This is a genomic window from Paenibacillus sp. cl141a (assembly GCF_900109305.1).
GTDB lineage: Bacteria > Bacillota > Bacilli > Paenibacillales > Paenibacillaceae > Paenibacillus_AQ > Paenibacillus_AQ lautus_A.
Genome location: NZ_FNZO01000006.1, coordinates 133782 through 148162, shown reverse-complemented (window position 1 = coordinate 148162; position 14381 = coordinate 133782). Strand labels below are relative to the sequence as shown.

Here is a 14381-nt window from a genome sequence, read left to right as displayed (position 1 = left end):
CATTCGATGATGAGTACGGCTCTAAAAATATGTGGACTTCAAAGCGTTGAAGTGCTAAAATCTATGATAAACTTACCTGTGGATTATATCGGATTCGTATTTGCCAAGAGCCGGCGGCGGGTAACGCCGCAGCAGGCTGCGCAGTTGGTGCAAGTATTACGGGAATGGGAGCATGACAAGATTCCCGCCGCTGTCGGCGTCTTGGTTAACCCTGATTTGAGCGAGCTCGCAGAGCTTCTTCAAGAAACGGCGCTTGACGTCGTGCAACTGCATGGTCAGGAATCGCCGCAATTTTGCCGGGAAGTGAAGGAGCGCTTCCCGGTTTCCGTTTTTAAGGCGGTATCGATCGGAAGTGACCGTCCGGAAGCGGAACGTCTGTCGGCACTGGATTCGTATGCGGGCTGCATTGACGGACTGCTGATCGACACCTATGATCCGGTGTACGGCGGAGGGTCGGGCAAGACATTTGCCTGGGATCTGATCCCGGCGTACCAGCAATGGGCTGAACGGCAAGGGATTCCCTTGTTTGTAGCCGGCGGGCTGGATTCCGATAATGTTGCTCATTTGATCGGCCAGTACGCTCCGTACGGGGTGGATGTATCCAGCGGCGTAGAGAGCGAGCCTGGCGTGAAGGATATAAACAAAGTGACCGCTTTTGTAGAAAGGGTGAAGGGGAAATGACACAGCTTCCTGACCGTAATGGACGTTTCGGGGTGTTTGGAGGCCGGTTCGTGCCGGAAACACTGATGAACGCTTTAATAGAGCTTGAGCAAGAATATAATCGTTTCTCGGAGGATCCTGCCTTTAAAGAGGAGATCGCCTATTTGCTGAAACAGTATTCCGGAAGGGAAACGCCGCTTTATTACGCGGAGCGGCTCAGCCAACATCTCGGCAAGGCTAAAATTTACCTGAAGCGCGAGGATTTGAACCACACCGGCGCGCACAAAATCAACAACGCCATTGCACAAGGCGTGTTAGCCAAGCGCATGGGCAAAGGCAAGGTCATTGCCGAAACGGGCGCCGGACAGCATGGTGTAGCGACCGCGACCGTAGCCGCTCTGCTGGGTCTTGAATGCAAGGTATTTATGGGCGAAGAAGATACCAAACGGCAGCAGTTGAACGTATTCCGCATGAAAATGCTCGGTGCCGAAGTAATTCCGGTCACGTCGGGAAGCCGAACGCTGAAAGATGCCGGCAACGAGGCGCTTCGCTACTGGGTCAGCAACGTCGAGGATACCTTTTATGTGCTGGGCTCCGCTGTAGGGCCGCATCCGTATCCGATGATGGTGCGGAACTTCCAGCGCATTATCGGTGACGAGACCCGGAGGCAGATACTGGAGACGGAAGGTAGGCTTCCAGACGTCATTCTTGCGCCGATCGGGGGCGGCAGCAATGCGATCGGCATGTTCTATCCGTTCCTTGAAGACAAGGAAGTCGGATTGATCGGCGTCGAAGCGGCAGGCAAGGGAGTGGATACCGATTTTCATGCGGCTACGATGTCCAAGGGGACACAAGGCGTATTCCAAGGCTCGATGAGCTATTTGCTGCAGGACGAGTACGGACAAGTACAAGAGGCGCATTCCATTTCAGCCGGCCTTGATTATCCCGGCGTTGGTCCGGAGCATTCCTACTTAAAAGACATTGAGCGCGTGCAGTACGTACCGATAACCGACCAAGAGGCGCTCGATGCCCTGCAGCTGCTATGCCGCACGGAAGGCATTATTCCTGCCCTGGAATCCGCGCACGCCGTAGCGCAAGCCGTAAAGATGGCATCCACGTGGACCGAGAACGATATCGTCGTGATTAATTTATCCGGTCGCGGCGACAAGGACGTGGAGTCCATCATGGCTTACACGGGAGGGAAAACCGAATGAACCGAATCGATCAGACCTTTGCGTCGTTGAAGCAACTAAACAAGACCGCCATGATCCCTTATCTCACCGTCGGGGATCCGGATGTGAAGTCGACGCTGGATATCATCCATGAGCTTGAAATCGCAGGAGCCGACATTATTGAACTCGGCGTTCCCTACTCGGATCCCCTAGCCGACGGACCGGTCATCCAGCGCGCTTCCGAGCGCGCGCTGAAGAGCAAGGTGACCATTCGCACTTGCATGGAAACCGCGCGCCTGGCAAGAGAGCGGGGCAGCAAGCTGCCGTTCATCCTGTTCACGTATTACAATCCGGTACTGCAAACCGGACTGGACGTTTTCTTCGAGGAAGTGGTAAGGCATGACATCAGCGGCTTGATCATTCCCGATCTTCCGGTGGAAGAATCCGAGGAGGTTCGGAAACGCGCCCGCGCGGCGGGCGTTCATCTGATTCCGCTGGTGGCTCCTACCTCCCATGAGCGGATCGCGAGCATTGCTTCGGAAGCGACCGGCTTTGTGTACTGCGTATCCTCGCTTGGCGTGACCGGCGAGCGTACCGATTTTTACTCGGGGGTGGAGTCTTTCCTTGAGACGGTAAGGCAGTACAGCAGTGTGCCGATCGCGATCGGCTTTGGCATTTCATCCAGCGAGCAGGTGGCCAGATTCTCAAAAATCTGCGACGGCGTTGTTGTCGGCAGCGCGATTGTGCGTCAGATTGAATCGACCATTCCTCTGCTGGAGAAGGAAGAGACAAGACAGCAGGGGCTTTTGCAAATCAGGGAGTTTGTGGCACAATTAAAAGGATAGTGTTGTCGATAGCAGTTATGAAAGGTGAGGCGAATATCGTATGAAACCGAAAGCGCAAATTGTTAATCTTCCCGTATATCAGCCCGGGAAACCGATCGAAGAAGTCAAAAAGGAATTAGGGCTGGATGTTGTCATTAAACTGGCCTCCAACGAGAATCCGTACGGCTGCTCGCCGCGCGCAACCGAAGCGATTACCGCCGAACTGGGAACGCTCAGCCTGTATCCGGACGGAAGTGCGGCCGATTTAACGGCTGATCTTGCTGGCCAGCTGGGAATTGAACGCAATCAGATTATTTTCGGCTGCGGATCCGATGAAATTATTGCCCTCATTATCCGGGCATTCCTGCAACCGGGGGATGAAACCATCATGGCGGATCAGACCTTCTCGGTGTATAAAACGAACGCGGATATCGAAGGTGCGACATGCATCGAGGTGCCGCTGGCGGACGGTAAGCACGATCTGCCGGGCATGGCCAAAGCCGTTTCGGACAAAACCAAAATCGTATGGGTGTGCAATCCGAATAATCCGACCGGAACCATCGTTTCCGAAAGCGAGCTGGTTTCCTTCCTGGATGAAGTCCCGGCCCACGTAATGGTTGTGCTTGATGAAGCTTATTATGAATATGTAACGGACGCTTCGTACCCGGACAGCATCAAGTTAATGGAGCGTTATCCGAATCTGGTCATCCTGCGCACCTTCTCCAAAATATACGGCTTGGCCGCGCTCCGGATCGGCTACGGCATCGGGCAGCAGGAAATCATTTCCTTGATCAATCGGGTACGTGAGCCGTTTAATACGGGACGCCTGGCTCAAGTAGCGGCGAAGGCAGCCCTGAAAGATCAGGAGTTCGTAGCGAAATGCCGTCAAATGAATGCCGATGGGATCCATTACGTACAAGGAGAATTTGATCGTCTTGGACTGTCTTATTTTCCTGCGAACGGTAACTTCATTATGGTGGATGTGAAGAAGCCAGGCACCGAAGTGTTTAAGTCGCTGCTTAGCAAAGGCATTATCGTACGGCCTGGATTTGAACTGTACCCGAACTATATTCGCGTAACCGTAGGCTCCGAAGAACAGAATAAGGCTTTTATCGGCGCTTTGGAACAAGTGCTGAGCGAAGTGAATGCGCCAGCCTGATCGAATGACACCACAATAATCGCAGCTTGAAACGAGTGAGAGAAAACATGACAATGCAAATTTCCATATTCGGCGTCGGCTTGATCGGCGGTTCGTTAGCTTTAAACTTCAAAGGAAAACCTGGCATAACCGTTACCGGTTATGCCCACACCCAAGAATATGCCGACCAGGTCGTTGCTAAGGGCGTCGTTGATAAGGTTACGCTTTCGGTAGAAGAAGCTGCCCAAGACGCAGACGTCATTTTTTTATGCGTTCCCGTAGGCAGTCTTGAGATGTACATGAAACGTTTGAGCGAAATGCGGCTGAAACCCGGATGTATTATTACGGATGTTGGCAGCACCAAAGCAAGCATTGCCGAATGCGCGTCCCGGCTTGCCCTTCAGGATGCGTATTTCATCGGTGGTCATCCGATGGCGGGCTCGGAGCGGTCCGGTGTTGGGGCTGCCTCCACCGTATTGTTCGAGAATGCCTATTACGTGCTTACTCCGCCGGAGGATGTCCCTCAGGAGAAGCTGAACGTGCTTGTAGAGCTTTTGTCTCACACGCGTGCCCATATTGTGAAGGTAGAGCCGAGACTTCACGATGAGATCGTTGGAGCGATCAGCCATCTGCCTCATGTGATCGCAGTGGCGTTGGTCAATCAGATCAGCTCCTATAATGACGATAATCCGTTGTACCGCACCTTGGCCGCAGGGGGCTTTCGGGATATAACCCGCATCGCTTCCAGCGACCCGGTCGTATGGCGGGACATTCTATTAAACAATCGCAGGGTCATGCTGTCGCTGCTGCAAGACTGGAATGAAGGGATCCGGCGATTCATGGATATGCTGGAGTCGAAGGACGGTGCTGCGATCGAAGAGGCTTTCCGCAAGGCAGGGGAATTCCGCAGCGTCCTGCCGGAGCGGCGCAAGGGCATGATCGTGTCCCAATTTGATCTGTATTTGGACGTGCCTGACCATCCGGGCATCATCGGCCGCATTGCGACGGAGCTCGGGACGAACAGCATCAACCTCAGCAACATGCAGATTATCGAGAGTCGGGAAGATGTGCCGGGCGTGATGAGGCTTTCCTTCCGCAATGAAACCGAACAGGAGCGGGCTAAAGAGCTGTTGTTATCGCAAGGACACTCGGTTTATCAGTAATGTTCCGGTTGTTTTTAAACAACCGGAAATAAATGCGTTTTCAGTGTTGACAAAATGAAAACGTATACATATAATAAAAGTACAGTATGGTTTCTCTCCACTCCTATCCAAAATATTGCACTATGTGCAACCGCCTTCAATGATGAAGGCGGATTTTTTTTGCCAATTTTCCTATCCGTGGAAAACCTTCTGCCACAAACCTGAACTTTTCTCCAATATGTGCTATAATGCTAGAGTGCTAGTGTAGAAGATTTGGGGAAATTGCCAAATACATAGAATAGTCAGACAACATGAGGCGTAACTATATATGGTTTGACGGTACTTTTGCACAAATCCTTGATTTTCCTTATGAAGGTGGAAATGACAAGGAATGGGCACCGGCGGGTGAAGGAGGAACGAAAAATCATATGACGGATTCCCAACTAATCCAAGAAATTAAGCAAGGCAATACCGAACTTTATTCCGAATTAATGAGGCGTTATCAGAGGAAAATATTGGCATTTGTCTATCATATGTTAAAAAGCTCGCACATGGAGCTAATGGCTGAAGATTTATGCTCGGAAACGTTCTACAAGGCTTTCCGGAGCCTGCATTCCTTCCGGGAAGTGGATGCATCCTTTTCGACTTGGCTCTACACCATTGCGCGCAACACCGTGCTGAGCGAACTTCGTAAGCATCGCAGCGGCACATTGCCCCTGGAGGAGAGCGGGGTCGTGCCAGTGGCGCCGCTGGAGGTCGCCCCGGAGCAGGCGATCCTGCGCAGTGAACGAGTACATATGGTAAGGGAAGCGATTAACAATTTACCGGAGAAACAGAGATCGGCGCTGATTCTTCGGGAGTATGATCAACTGGATTACCAGGAAATCGCAGATATTTTAGGTCAAAGCGTCAGTTCGGTTAAGTCACTGTTGTTCAGAGCCCGCGGCAGCGTCAAAATTCAGCTCGAACCCTATTTTTATGAGCCGGTTTTTGAGGATCTGAGAGGGATGAAGAACAGATGACTTGCAATGAAGCCCAAGAGCTGATGGAAACGGTCTGGGATTTACCGGACAACGATCTGCGGCGACAACGGCTGATTGCACATGTTCAAACCTGCAGCTCATGTGCGGCGGAATACGAAATGTGGGTGGAAAGCCAGAACATGGTTCATGCCCTGGAGCATGAGATTCCCGACATGGACGCTGAACAGATCAACCGCAACGTGATGGACCGCATTTATCGCGATTTTCCCTGGCTGGTGGAGGAAACGTCCAAGAGCCGGGCGGTAAGCCGGGTGTTCCGGAAGCGGCTGACGCTGATGATTGCCGGTTTTCTGGCCTTGTTCGTTTGCAGCTTTGTTTATTTTGCAGCGACGGGCAATCAGCCGGATCCGGTTCCGGAAGCCGTAACCACAGGGATTATCCCTACAGGCGTAGCGGATACGGCCCAAGGCTTGAACACCAAGGACGATTACAACATCCCAAAAACCAACAGCGGCATTATTGATCCTTTTGTGGTTGATATGAGTCCCACTCAGCCAGAATACTGGATGATACTTTCCCTTTTGGGAATCGGATGCGCTTTGTTTTTCCTAAAAAGACTAAATCGGGTCAGAAGATAAATGATGGATAGGATGGAGGAGAGGCGGCATGCAGATCGGCTTGGTTCGCCATGGATTAACGGATTGGAATGCGTTAGGCAAAATCCAAGGCCAAACGGACATACCACTGAATGAGGAAGGCCGTCGTCAAGCGCGTTTGCTTGGGGAAAGACTTCTGCAGGAGCCTTACCGATGGGACTTCGCGATCAGCAGCGGGCTCTCCCGCGCTGAAGAAACCGCGAAGATCATTTCGTCCATGCTGAACATTTCCTTGGCGCCGCCGGATAACCGCTTGCGTGAGCGCAAGTACGGTCAGGTGGAAGGCTTGACGGCGGAAGAGCGTGAAACCCGGTTCGGTGCCGACTGGCACATGCTGGATCTGGGTCAGGAAACGGATCTGGAGCTTCAGTCCAGAGGGCTTGTCTTTCTCGATGATATGTGGCATAAACATCCGGAAGCCAATATTCTGGTTGTCAGTCATGGCGGTTTTTTAGCGCAGTTATACAAGCTGGTGTGCCGTGGCGCCCTGAGCGAACGGATCGGCAATCTGTCGCTCACCGTCCTGGAGAGAAAAGAGGATGACTGGTCTCCCTTGCTGTTTAACTGTACCAAGCATCTGTTGACGAACCAATCGTAAAAATGAGCGTGTATTAGTAAAAGGAGCCTCCCGTCGGGAAGGCTCCTTCTTTATGTTGGATAGGTTGACGTTACACTTCGGCGATTAAAATAAACCGGTGCTGCTGGACCTCGAAGTAGCCATTGGTCCGGATCATCCGGTGAATATGATGTAAAGGCTCGATATAGCGCTCCACCTTAAAGTCCGGAATCTGCCAGGGAATCGCCATCAAGTAATAAACCAGTGCGCCGATGTCGTAAAATCGCTGCGGTAAAAAGTCCTCGCGGCTGAAGGTAATCTTGAAACCGTGCTCCTGCAGCTCTTGAGCCGCTATGGCCAAGTTCCAATGAGCGAACTCTTCATTCAGCGGAACGCCAAGCGATTCGTTAATCTCATAACAATCGGTTCCGCCGGATTGCTGGGTTACAAACACTCCGCGATCGTTCAATATTCTTCTTCCTTCCGCTGCCGAATAGGATTCATGCTGATTGATGATCAGGTCAAAATAACGGTCCTTTAAAGGAAGCGAGGAATCCTCTTCAAAGTAGACAACGTTTACGCCCAGCGGCTCAAGTCTTTGCTTCGCAATCGGAACGTTCGGTTTGTACCCTTCGGTGGCATAAACGGTTTTGGGGAGCGGCTCCAGGGAGGATAAAAATTCTCCTCCTCCCGTACCCATGTCCAGCATCGTAGCGGCATTTCGCATCAAGGGGAGCACCATGCTGCCCAGAGACCAGGGGAGAGCGTGGGACTGCATGCGGCCGGAAGCAGTAATTCGCGAAAAATCCCATCCCGAAAAATGGTGATCCAAGTTTTGAATGAAGTTTAAAAATTCAGCATCTTTTATCATCTCTGCATAACCTCCGAGTCATTTATCATGAATAAGTTTCTTCATATAAAGTGCTCATAAGGGAGGTCCGCGGATTCGATTCGCACCAAGTTATATTTCGTGTTCCGGCGTTCTTATCATTGATGATCCTCCTGTATGGATGGAATCAGCCCGGCTTAACAAAGCTGGGCTTCATTATGTATTCGTTATAATAATATCAAGTGCGGCTTCCTGTAACCGTTTGTAAGTATTCTATCATTTAATAAGAGAGCATAGTCATTTCTATATATAAATAATCAAAAAATATTTCATCAAACCGAGGAGCATCAGGTATCAAAAGTCCGAAACCTTCCCATAATGGTTGTAAAACGGCGAGGCGATGGAAGATGAATCTAGCGGATATGCTCACATATGCCGATATTGGACAGCTTAGCAATATAGCGAATCACTATGATTGTGACGCTAAGCGGAATTCGAAGCACGAACTGATCCAGAGCATCCTGTCCAAGCTCGGGCGAAGAGAGTTTTTCGAGGAGCAGGTCAGCAGCTTGTCACCGAGCGATTTGCGTTTTCTGAACAATCTGGTCTTTGACACTCGAACAGGCTACAGCCTGGAAGAACTGACGGCCGCCATCCGTCATACGGCGGATTTGGAAGAGAAAGAAGATAAAGCCTCTTCAAACAAGAAGGCAGCTGCCGCCAAAACGGAAAGTCCGCGGGAGGCGGTCGCCCGTTATCGCCGAAGCGGCTGGCTGTTTAACGGTTTTACCCACTCCACCAAGTATTTGTTTCAAGTGCCCTCGGATTTGAAGGAGCGGTTCCGCGATGTGCTGCGGGAGCGGCTTCATCAAAATTTGGAGCGATTGCCGCATGATCCGGAGGCGTACCGGGATGAGCAGGGACTAGCCGCGGAAGATCTCAAGCTGATTCTTAAATATGTGGGCGGGCACGATATCGAGTTAAACCAGGAAGGATTCATGTACAGGCGAAATCAGCAGCAGCTCATGAGTACGCTGCATATATCGGAGCCGTTGATAACCAAAGGAGCGTGGCGGTTCGGGTACGGTCGTTCCTGCATTGAATATCCCGACCGATTTGCGCTGCTGTACGATTATGCCTACGCCAAAAAATGGATCAGGGAAAACCATGCCCGTTTGATCCTGAGTGAAACCGGAACCTCGTTTCTTGAGGAAGGAAATCAAGTTAGCGTGATACAGATATTCCGCTTTTGGTTAAGACTGTATAAAGGCGCAATTCCCAATATATCTTCTCTTGTTTACTGGATAAGTCAATGCGCAAGAGATTGGGTCACGGCAGCCTCGCTTTACGAATCGCTGGGTTGGCTAATCCGTCCTTTCTATTATGATAGTCCGCAAAACATCTTGGAGCAGCGGATTATTCGTATGCTGATGCATTTGGGGATGCTCAGAATAGGGGAGAGCCAGAGCATGGGAACATCGTACAAAATGACCGCGCTTGGATTGAAGGCAGCGGAAGCCGGCATACATATCAGCGATTCGAATGATGATTTGATCCTCTAGCATGGTTGTTTGGACAAGTTCGCAGCAGCCGTAAATATGTTGGAAGTTAAGCAATTAAAGGGAAAGAATATAAGCTATACGCAAATTTAGTTTGGAGGTGCATCCTAATGGATAAGATGAAGGTTACTTACGAGGTTATGTTAGGTCTGGCGGCCGAAATGGTGTGGGACGAGGCATTGCGCAAGCATCGGAGCGAAGAGCTGTACAAGGAAATCGACGAAGCGCTGGCTTCCGGCGACGAAGTGGCTTTCCGAACCCTGACGGATGAACTGAGGACTTTGAATTGAAGAAATGCTTTATCGCATTTCTTCTTTTTTTTGCCTAACCTGCCCTTTCACTCGTATAATGAAGACAAAATCATGATGAGTGAGCAGAAAGGAATGTATCTTGCATGAAATTTAGTGAAGTGGACGAGCAGACGTGGCCGGAGCTGAAACCTTATTTTGATACCTGCCTGATTCCGTTTACCGGACTTTCGGGTACGGAAACGCCATGGGAGGTGACAGCCGCGCTGGAACGGCTCCGGGATTTTATGGATATGGCAGAAATTCCGTTTAAGGGAAGATTGGTTACATATCCTGCCGTACAATATGGAAATACTGAAGATATGAAGCTTCTAAATGAAGTTTGTCACAATGTCAAATCCATCGGCTTTAAGTTCGTGGTGGTCATGACGGCCGATTCCGAGCTCTCTATAGAGGATGTGCCCGAAAGCACGCTTGTCCTGTCGCGGCGCAGGTTGGAAGGCGGCGACTCGATCCCTATGCCTGCCATCGTATCCGGACAGATCAGCGAAATGTGGCAGCAGGAAAGCCGTGTTGAATTGTGACAAAAAACCAACAATTTATGAAAGGGCTATTGGAAGCGAACCCAAATTTGGGATTCAAATTCTTGACGGTCTTGGGTGCCTAAGATATTATTAGTATGTCCTAGTAAGTCGTGTGATTTTAATCATTGATGACACTTAAGAACGGTTGACAAAGGGGGTTGAACACAGAATGAGCAGCAACCACAATGACGAGCATGAAGAATCGCACAATCCACCCCGACTGAAAGAGATGTCCCGCAGACAATTTCTTACATACACGTTGGGCGGTGCCACAGCTTATATGGCTGCTGGAGTAGTTTTGCCAATGCTCCGCTTTGCCGTTGATCCGATTCTTCAAAATAAGGAAGAAGGGTCTTTTGTAAAAGTCGCGGAAGAGAGCAAAATTACCAACGATCCACAGGAATTCCATTTCGAGCTCAAACAGCAGGACGGCTGGTACAACAGTACAGCTACTTTGACGGCGTGGATTCGTAAGAACGACCAAGGTGAAATTGTAGCGCTTTCACCGATTTGTAAGCATTTGGGATGCCTTGTTGGATGGAATAACAACAAGAATTTCCCGGATGAATACCACTGCCCTTGCCACGGTGCGCGTTATACACCGGACGGTAAGAACCTGGCCGTCGCGCCGAAGCCGCTTGACCAGTACGAGACGAAAATCGAGAACGGCTGGATTTACCTCGGCGCCATCGTGCCAAATACCGTAGTTAAATAGGAGGCGTAGATTCAGATGTTGAAGAATGTCTACAACTGGATTGATGAACGTCTCGATATCACGCCGATTTGGAGAGACGTTGCAGATCACGAGGTACCGGAACACGTAAACCCGGCGCATCATTTCTCCGCGTTTGTGTACTGTTTCGGCGGCTTGACGTTTTTTATCACAGTCATCCAGATTCTGTCGGGAATGTTCCTGACGATGTATTACGTACCGGATATCATAAACGCTTACAACAGTGTCGAGTACCTGCAAACACAGGTTGCCTTCGGACAGATTGTCCGCGGCATGCACCACTGGGGCGCAAGCTTGGTAATCGTTATGATGTTCCTGCATACGATGCGCGTGTTCTTCACCGGCTCTTACAAAGCGCCGCGTGAAATGAACTGGGTCGTTGGTATGCTCATTTTCTTTGTTATGCTCGGCCTTGGTTTGACAGGCTACCTGCTGCCATGGGATAACAAAGCTTACTTCGCTACAAAAGTTACACTGGAGATTGCGAACTCCGTACCTTGGCTTGGACCTATCATTAAAGAATTGCTGCAAGGCGGTACGATCGTAGGTGCCGAAACGCTGACGCGTTTCTTCGCTATTCACGTATTCTTCCTTCCGGCTGTCCTTCTTGCCTTATTGGTAGGACACTTTATCATGATCCGAAGACAAGGTATTTCCGGTCCACTATAAGAAGAAGGGAGGCGCATATTTATGGCACATGGTCATAAATCTGATGAAAAAGTAGTTTATGTCGGCGATTCGCGTGTGAAAAAAGGCAGCGGTTGGGTTACGCCGCCGGATTACACCGCATATCCCGGCAAATCAGAAGCGTTCATTCCTAACTTCTTGTTGAAGGAATGGATGGTTGGTGTAGTTGTATTGGTCGGTTTCCTTGTGCTGACCATCTCGGAACCGGCACCGCTTGGTTACCCGGCGGATCCGGGGGCTTCGGTTATTCCGATGCCGGACTGGTACTTCCTGTTCTTGTATGAATATTTGAAGCTTCCGTACGCATCCGGTGATTATGTGGTACTCGGCACGATAGGCGTTTCCGGCGTGGCCTTTGGCGCATTGCTCCTGGTTCCGTTCCTGGATACAGGGAAAGAGCGGCGGTTCTACAAGAGACCTATCACTTCGGCGCTGATGATTCTGTCGTTATTTGCTGTCATCTATCTGACCAATGCTGCATGGACGCATTATCAGCATGAGCTGGAAGCTACAGGCCAGAAGCCAGAGCATATTCAGCGGGAAGAAGAAGCTCACGAGAAGCGTGCAGCTGGTCTGCCAACAACCAGCGGCAAACAGCCGGAAGACAGCATCGTAGCGATTGTGGATAAGGATAATCCCGCAATGGAGACCTTTAAGACGGCTACTTGTATCTCCTGTCACGCTGTAGATTTGAAAGGGGCATCCGGACCGTCGCTGCGCGGCGTCGGTGACACCCATACCAAAGAAGAGATCGTAGCTATCATCGAAAATGGCCAAGGCAGCATGCCGCCTATGAAAGACATAGCTCTCGGAGCTGGTGTCACTGAAGAACAACTCGATCAGCTGGCTGAATGGCTCGCAAGCCAAAAAGCAGAAGCGGCTGCAGAGTAACATGCATTAAAGAACCTGACCGTAATACGGTCAGGTTCTTTTTTTAAATGCGTACATAGATGAAATATGTCCCTGGTTTAGGTATAATCGGCATTAGCTTAAGAATACAGGAACAGGATGGAGGACCGAGTTTGTCAATTTCGTTTTTATGGAGCCGGGAATTTCTAAGCAAGCGATCGATTCTCTGGCTGCTGCTCGTATGCAACGTACTTGGAACGATCTATGGATACATATGGTACGGCGCTCAAATGGCTGATACGGTGGAACATGGCTACATATGGCAGGTCGTATTCGTGCCGGACAGCCCGACGGCCAGTTTGTTCTTCAGTTTGGCGCTTTTGCTGCTTCTCTACCCGCCTCGGAGCCTCGGCGGCGCGTTGTTTCAGCAATTCATAGAGGCACTGGCAGTCGTCACATCCGTGAAGTATGGCATATGGGCCGTTGTTATGATATTTGCCGGACAAGCCCAAGGAGATGTGCTGGCATGGCAGGATTGGATGCTTGTCGCTTCGCACACGGCGATGGCAGTAGAAGCCTTGCTGTTCGTCCGATTGTTTCATTACCGCTGGACAGCCCTAACCGGGGCCATCGCCTGGACGCTGCTGAACGACACCGTCGATTATACCTATGGCGTGTTTCCGTGGCTGCCCGGTCCGTTATATGATGACCTGCCAGCCGTCCAGCTGTTCACTTATCTATTGACGCTCTTCAGCGGTTTCGCCGGCTGGATCTTCATGAAATACGGGAATCCCAAGCAACGCTAGCCGTTTCGTCGGCACGGTTCTATGAGTATCCCTTCTGCCATACATATACGGTAGGAGGGATGTCCCATGTTACGAATCGTTCCGAAGCTCCTTCTGTGCCTGTCCGCACTGCTTCTGCTGGTTACAGCAGGCTGGGGTAATCCCATAGGGGCTAGCCCGGCGGCAAACGGACAGTCGGAGTCTTCGCCCGCTGCATCCATTCAGGCCAAAGCGCTGAACAAGGAAGTGGAGCAGTTATACCGCCATGTGGAGGAAGGCAATGTACAAGCCGTGTTAGAGGATATTCGCCGGGTATCCGGGCTGTTTGAGGCTTCCTCATTTCAAGGATTGACCGGCGTCGAGGGGATCCACGCGTTGGCTGAGAGCATTCTGGAGATGAAAGAAGCTACGGCACGGGCGACGCAGGAGCCCCAGCACTGGATGGTGTCCGCCGGCAAGCTCCGAATGGCAGCGGATAGCCTGATCCATGCCAGGGATGCGTTATGGCTTCAATATTACAAGGTCATACGCGAAGACCTAAGAGTCATGGGACAGTATGCGCAGCAGCAGGATCAGGCTGGCATGAGACGAGCCTACGACAGCCTGAGCGAGCATTATGAGCTCATCCGTCCTTCCGTTGTCATCCAGCGCAAGCCTGAGGATGTCAACATGATGGAATCCTGGATTTCCTATGCAGGGGGACTGGTGGCATCCGGAGACACGGCGCAAGTGGAGAAAGTGGTTCCGCAGGGCGAGGAAATGATGAATATGTTATTCGGCAAGAAAAAAGACGAGCCTGCGCTTGCTCCGCTGGGAGAGGTTAAAGAGCCATGGACTTGGCAGCTGGTCATTGCCGCTTTTATTTTGGCGGCATTAACGTTTGCAGGGTACCGCAAATACCGCGGCCAGCTGTATAGCGCAAAACCGATGTTCCCCCGAAAGTAGCCGAATATCCATCATGGTCCGAATAGCCCGG

17 protein-coding genes are annotated in these 14381 nt (G+C 50.9%); 16 read left to right on the top strand and 1 reads right to left on the bottom strand.

From position 1 onward, the window contains the following. Window positions 1-6: 6 nt before the first annotated feature. From BMX45_RS18115 to BMX45_RS18080, 8 genes are all read left to right on the top strand, one after another. Window positions 7-681 carry a phosphoribosylanthranilate isomerase gene (locus BMX45_RS18115; RefSeq protein WP_090910898.1) on the top strand — a complete coding sequence of 225 codons (675 nt, stop codon included), beginning with the start codon at window positions 7-9 and terminating at the stop codon, window positions 679-681. Next, window positions 678-1874 carry a tryptophan synthase subunit beta gene (gene trpB, locus BMX45_RS18110; RefSeq protein WP_090910897.1) on the top strand — a complete coding sequence of 399 codons (1197 nt, stop codon included), beginning with the start codon at window positions 678-680 and terminating at the stop codon, window positions 1872-1874. Before BMX45_RS18115 ends, trpB begins: the two co-directional genes overlap by 4 nt. Beyond that, entirely contained in the window at window positions 1871-2677 is an 807-nt protein-coding gene (gene trpA / locus BMX45_RS18105; RefSeq protein WP_090910896.1) for a tryptophan synthase subunit alpha, read from the top strand. The genes trpB and trpA overlap by 4 nt, the downstream gene beginning before the upstream one ends. Window positions 2678-2717: 40 nt before the next feature. Next, window positions 2718-3815, top strand: coding sequence for a histidinol-phosphate transaminase (hisC, locus tag BMX45_RS18100; RefSeq protein ID WP_090910895.1), 1098 nt, complete (start codon window positions 2718-2720; stop codon window positions 3813-3815). Between the two features lie 53 nt (window positions 3816-3868). Beyond that, window positions 3869-4957: a prephenate dehydrogenase gene (locus tag BMX45_RS18095; protein ID WP_175495143.1), complete on the top strand. Its 1089-nt coding sequence runs from the start codon at window positions 3869-3871 to the stop codon at window positions 4955-4957. A gap of 407 nt (window positions 4958-5364) precedes the next feature. After that, window positions 5365-5958, top strand: coding sequence for an RNA polymerase sigma factor (locus BMX45_RS18090; protein WP_015734542.1), 594 nt, complete (start codon window positions 5365-5367; stop codon window positions 5956-5958). Further along, complete coding sequence (locus BMX45_RS18085; RefSeq protein WP_036665620.1) at window positions 5955-6557, top strand: anti-sigma factor family protein; 603 nt, start codon at window positions 5955-5957, stop codon at window positions 6555-6557. The genes BMX45_RS18090 and BMX45_RS18085 overlap by 4 nt, the downstream gene beginning before the upstream one ends. Window positions 6558-6585: 28 nt before the next feature. Continuing rightward, on the top strand, window positions 6586-7173 hold the full coding sequence (locus tag BMX45_RS18080) for a histidine phosphatase family protein (RefSeq protein ID WP_090910893.1): 588 nt from the start codon (window positions 6586-6588) through the stop codon (window positions 7171-7173). A gap of 70 nt (window positions 7174-7243) precedes the next feature. Here the strand turns inward: BMX45_RS18080 and BMX45_RS18075 are convergent, their stop codons facing one another. Continuing rightward, the gene (locus BMX45_RS18075) at window positions 7244-8002 is read right to left on the bottom strand and encodes a methyltransferase domain-containing protein (protein WP_090910892.1); all 759 of its coding nucleotides are present in this window, start codon (window positions 8000-8002) and stop codon (window positions 7244-7246) included. A gap of 365 nt (window positions 8003-8367) precedes the next feature. Here BMX45_RS18075 and BMX45_RS18070 point away from each other — a divergent pair, with 365 nt between their 5' ends. The 8 genes from BMX45_RS18070 to BMX45_RS18035 all read left to right on the top strand — a co-directional run bounded on the left by BMX45_RS18070 (window position 8368) and on the right by BMX45_RS18035 (window position 14350). Then, window positions 8368-9522 (top strand): hypothetical protein, encoded by a 1155-nt coding sequence (locus BMX45_RS18070; protein ID WP_009595128.1) that lies wholly within the window; start codon window positions 8368-8370, stop codon window positions 9520-9522. A 107-nt stretch (window positions 9523-9629) separates the two neighbouring features. Then, the gene (locus tag BMX45_RS18065; RefSeq protein ID WP_009595190.1) at window positions 9630-9809 is read left to right on the top strand and encodes an IDEAL domain-containing protein; all 180 of its coding nucleotides are present in this window, start codon (window positions 9630-9632) and stop codon (window positions 9807-9809) included. A gap of 104 nt (window positions 9810-9913) precedes the next feature. Further along, window positions 9914-10351 (top strand): DUF2487 family protein, encoded by a 438-nt coding sequence (locus BMX45_RS18060; protein ID WP_090910891.1) that lies wholly within the window; start codon window positions 9914-9916, stop codon window positions 10349-10351. Between the two features lie 169 nt (window positions 10352-10520). Beyond that, window positions 10521-11066: a Rieske (2Fe-2S) protein gene (locus BMX45_RS18055; protein ID WP_090910890.1), complete on the top strand. Its 546-nt coding sequence runs from the start codon at window positions 10521-10523 to the stop codon at window positions 11064-11066. A gap of 15 nt (window positions 11067-11081) precedes the next feature. Next, window positions 11082-11753 (top strand): menaquinol-cytochrome c reductase cytochrome b subunit, encoded by a 672-nt coding sequence (gene qcrB, locus BMX45_RS18050; RefSeq protein ID WP_006209500.1) that lies wholly within the window; start codon window positions 11082-11084, stop codon window positions 11751-11753. 21 nt (window positions 11754-11774) lie between these two features. Beyond that, window positions 11775-12662: a menaquinol-cytochrome c reductase cytochrome b/c subunit gene (locus tag BMX45_RS18045; RefSeq protein ID WP_090910889.1), complete on the top strand. Its 888-nt coding sequence runs from the start codon at window positions 11775-11777 to the stop codon at window positions 12660-12662. A 131-nt stretch (window positions 12663-12793) separates the two neighbouring features. Next, window positions 12794-13426 (top strand): DUF1405 domain-containing protein, encoded by a 633-nt coding sequence (locus BMX45_RS18040; RefSeq protein WP_015734550.1) that lies wholly within the window; start codon window positions 12794-12796, stop codon window positions 13424-13426. Between the two features lie 66 nt (window positions 13427-13492). Further along, window positions 13493-14350 carry a sporulation protein YpjB gene (locus tag BMX45_RS18035; RefSeq protein WP_090910888.1) on the top strand — a complete coding sequence of 286 codons (858 nt, stop codon included), beginning with the start codon at window positions 13493-13495 and terminating at the stop codon, window positions 14348-14350. Window positions 14351-14381 lie beyond the last annotated feature (31 nt).

What these genes read in the sequence shown, in the direction of transcription:
- BMX45_RS18115 (WP_090910898.1), top strand. Translation starts at nt 7, where the DNA reads ATGATGAGTACGGCTCTAAAAATATGTGGACTTCAAAGCGTTGAAGTG.
- trpB (WP_090910897.1), top strand. Translation starts at nt 678, where the DNA reads ATGACACAGCTTCCTGACCGTAATGGACGTTTCGGGGTGTTTGGAGGC.
- trpA (WP_090910896.1), top strand. Translation starts at nt 1,871, where the DNA reads ATGAACCGAATCGATCAGACCTTTGCGTCGTTGAAGCAACTAAACAAG.
- hisC (WP_090910895.1), top strand. Translation starts at nt 2,718, where the DNA reads ATGAAACCGAAAGCGCAAATTGTTAATCTTCCCGTATATCAGCCCGGG.
- BMX45_RS18095 (WP_175495143.1), top strand. Translation starts at nt 3,869, where the DNA reads ATGCAAATTTCCATATTCGGCGTCGGCTTGATCGGCGGTTCGTTAGCT.
- BMX45_RS18090 (WP_015734542.1), top strand. Translation starts at nt 5,365, where the DNA reads ATGACGGATTCCCAACTAATCCAAGAAATTAAGCAAGGCAATACCGAA.
- BMX45_RS18085 (WP_036665620.1), top strand. Translation starts at nt 5,955, where the DNA reads ATGACTTGCAATGAAGCCCAAGAGCTGATGGAAACGGTCTGGGATTTA.
- BMX45_RS18080 (WP_090910893.1), top strand. Translation starts at nt 6,586, where the DNA reads ATGCAGATCGGCTTGGTTCGCCATGGATTAACGGATTGGAATGCGTTA.
- BMX45_RS18075 (WP_090910892.1), bottom strand. Translation starts at nt 8,002, where the DNA reads ATGATAAAAGATGCTGAATTTTTAAACTTCATTCAAAACTTGGATCAC.
- BMX45_RS18070 (WP_009595128.1), top strand. Translation starts at nt 8,368, where the DNA reads ATGAATCTAGCGGATATGCTCACATATGCCGATATTGGACAGCTTAGC.
- BMX45_RS18065 (WP_009595190.1), top strand. Translation starts at nt 9,630, where the DNA reads ATGGATAAGATGAAGGTTACTTACGAGGTTATGTTAGGTCTGGCGGCC.
- BMX45_RS18060 (WP_090910891.1), top strand. Translation starts at nt 9,914, where the DNA reads ATGAAATTTAGTGAAGTGGACGAGCAGACGTGGCCGGAGCTGAAACCT.
- BMX45_RS18055 (WP_090910890.1), top strand. Translation starts at nt 10,521, where the DNA reads ATGAGCAGCAACCACAATGACGAGCATGAAGAATCGCACAATCCACCC.
- qcrB (WP_006209500.1), top strand. Translation starts at nt 11,082, where the DNA reads ATGTTGAAGAATGTCTACAACTGGATTGATGAACGTCTCGATATCACG.
- BMX45_RS18045 (WP_090910889.1), top strand. Translation starts at nt 11,775, where the DNA reads ATGGCACATGGTCATAAATCTGATGAAAAAGTAGTTTATGTCGGCGAT.
- BMX45_RS18035 (WP_090910888.1), top strand. Translation starts at nt 13,493, where the DNA reads ATGTTACGAATCGTTCCGAAGCTCCTTCTGTGCCTGTCCGCACTGCTT.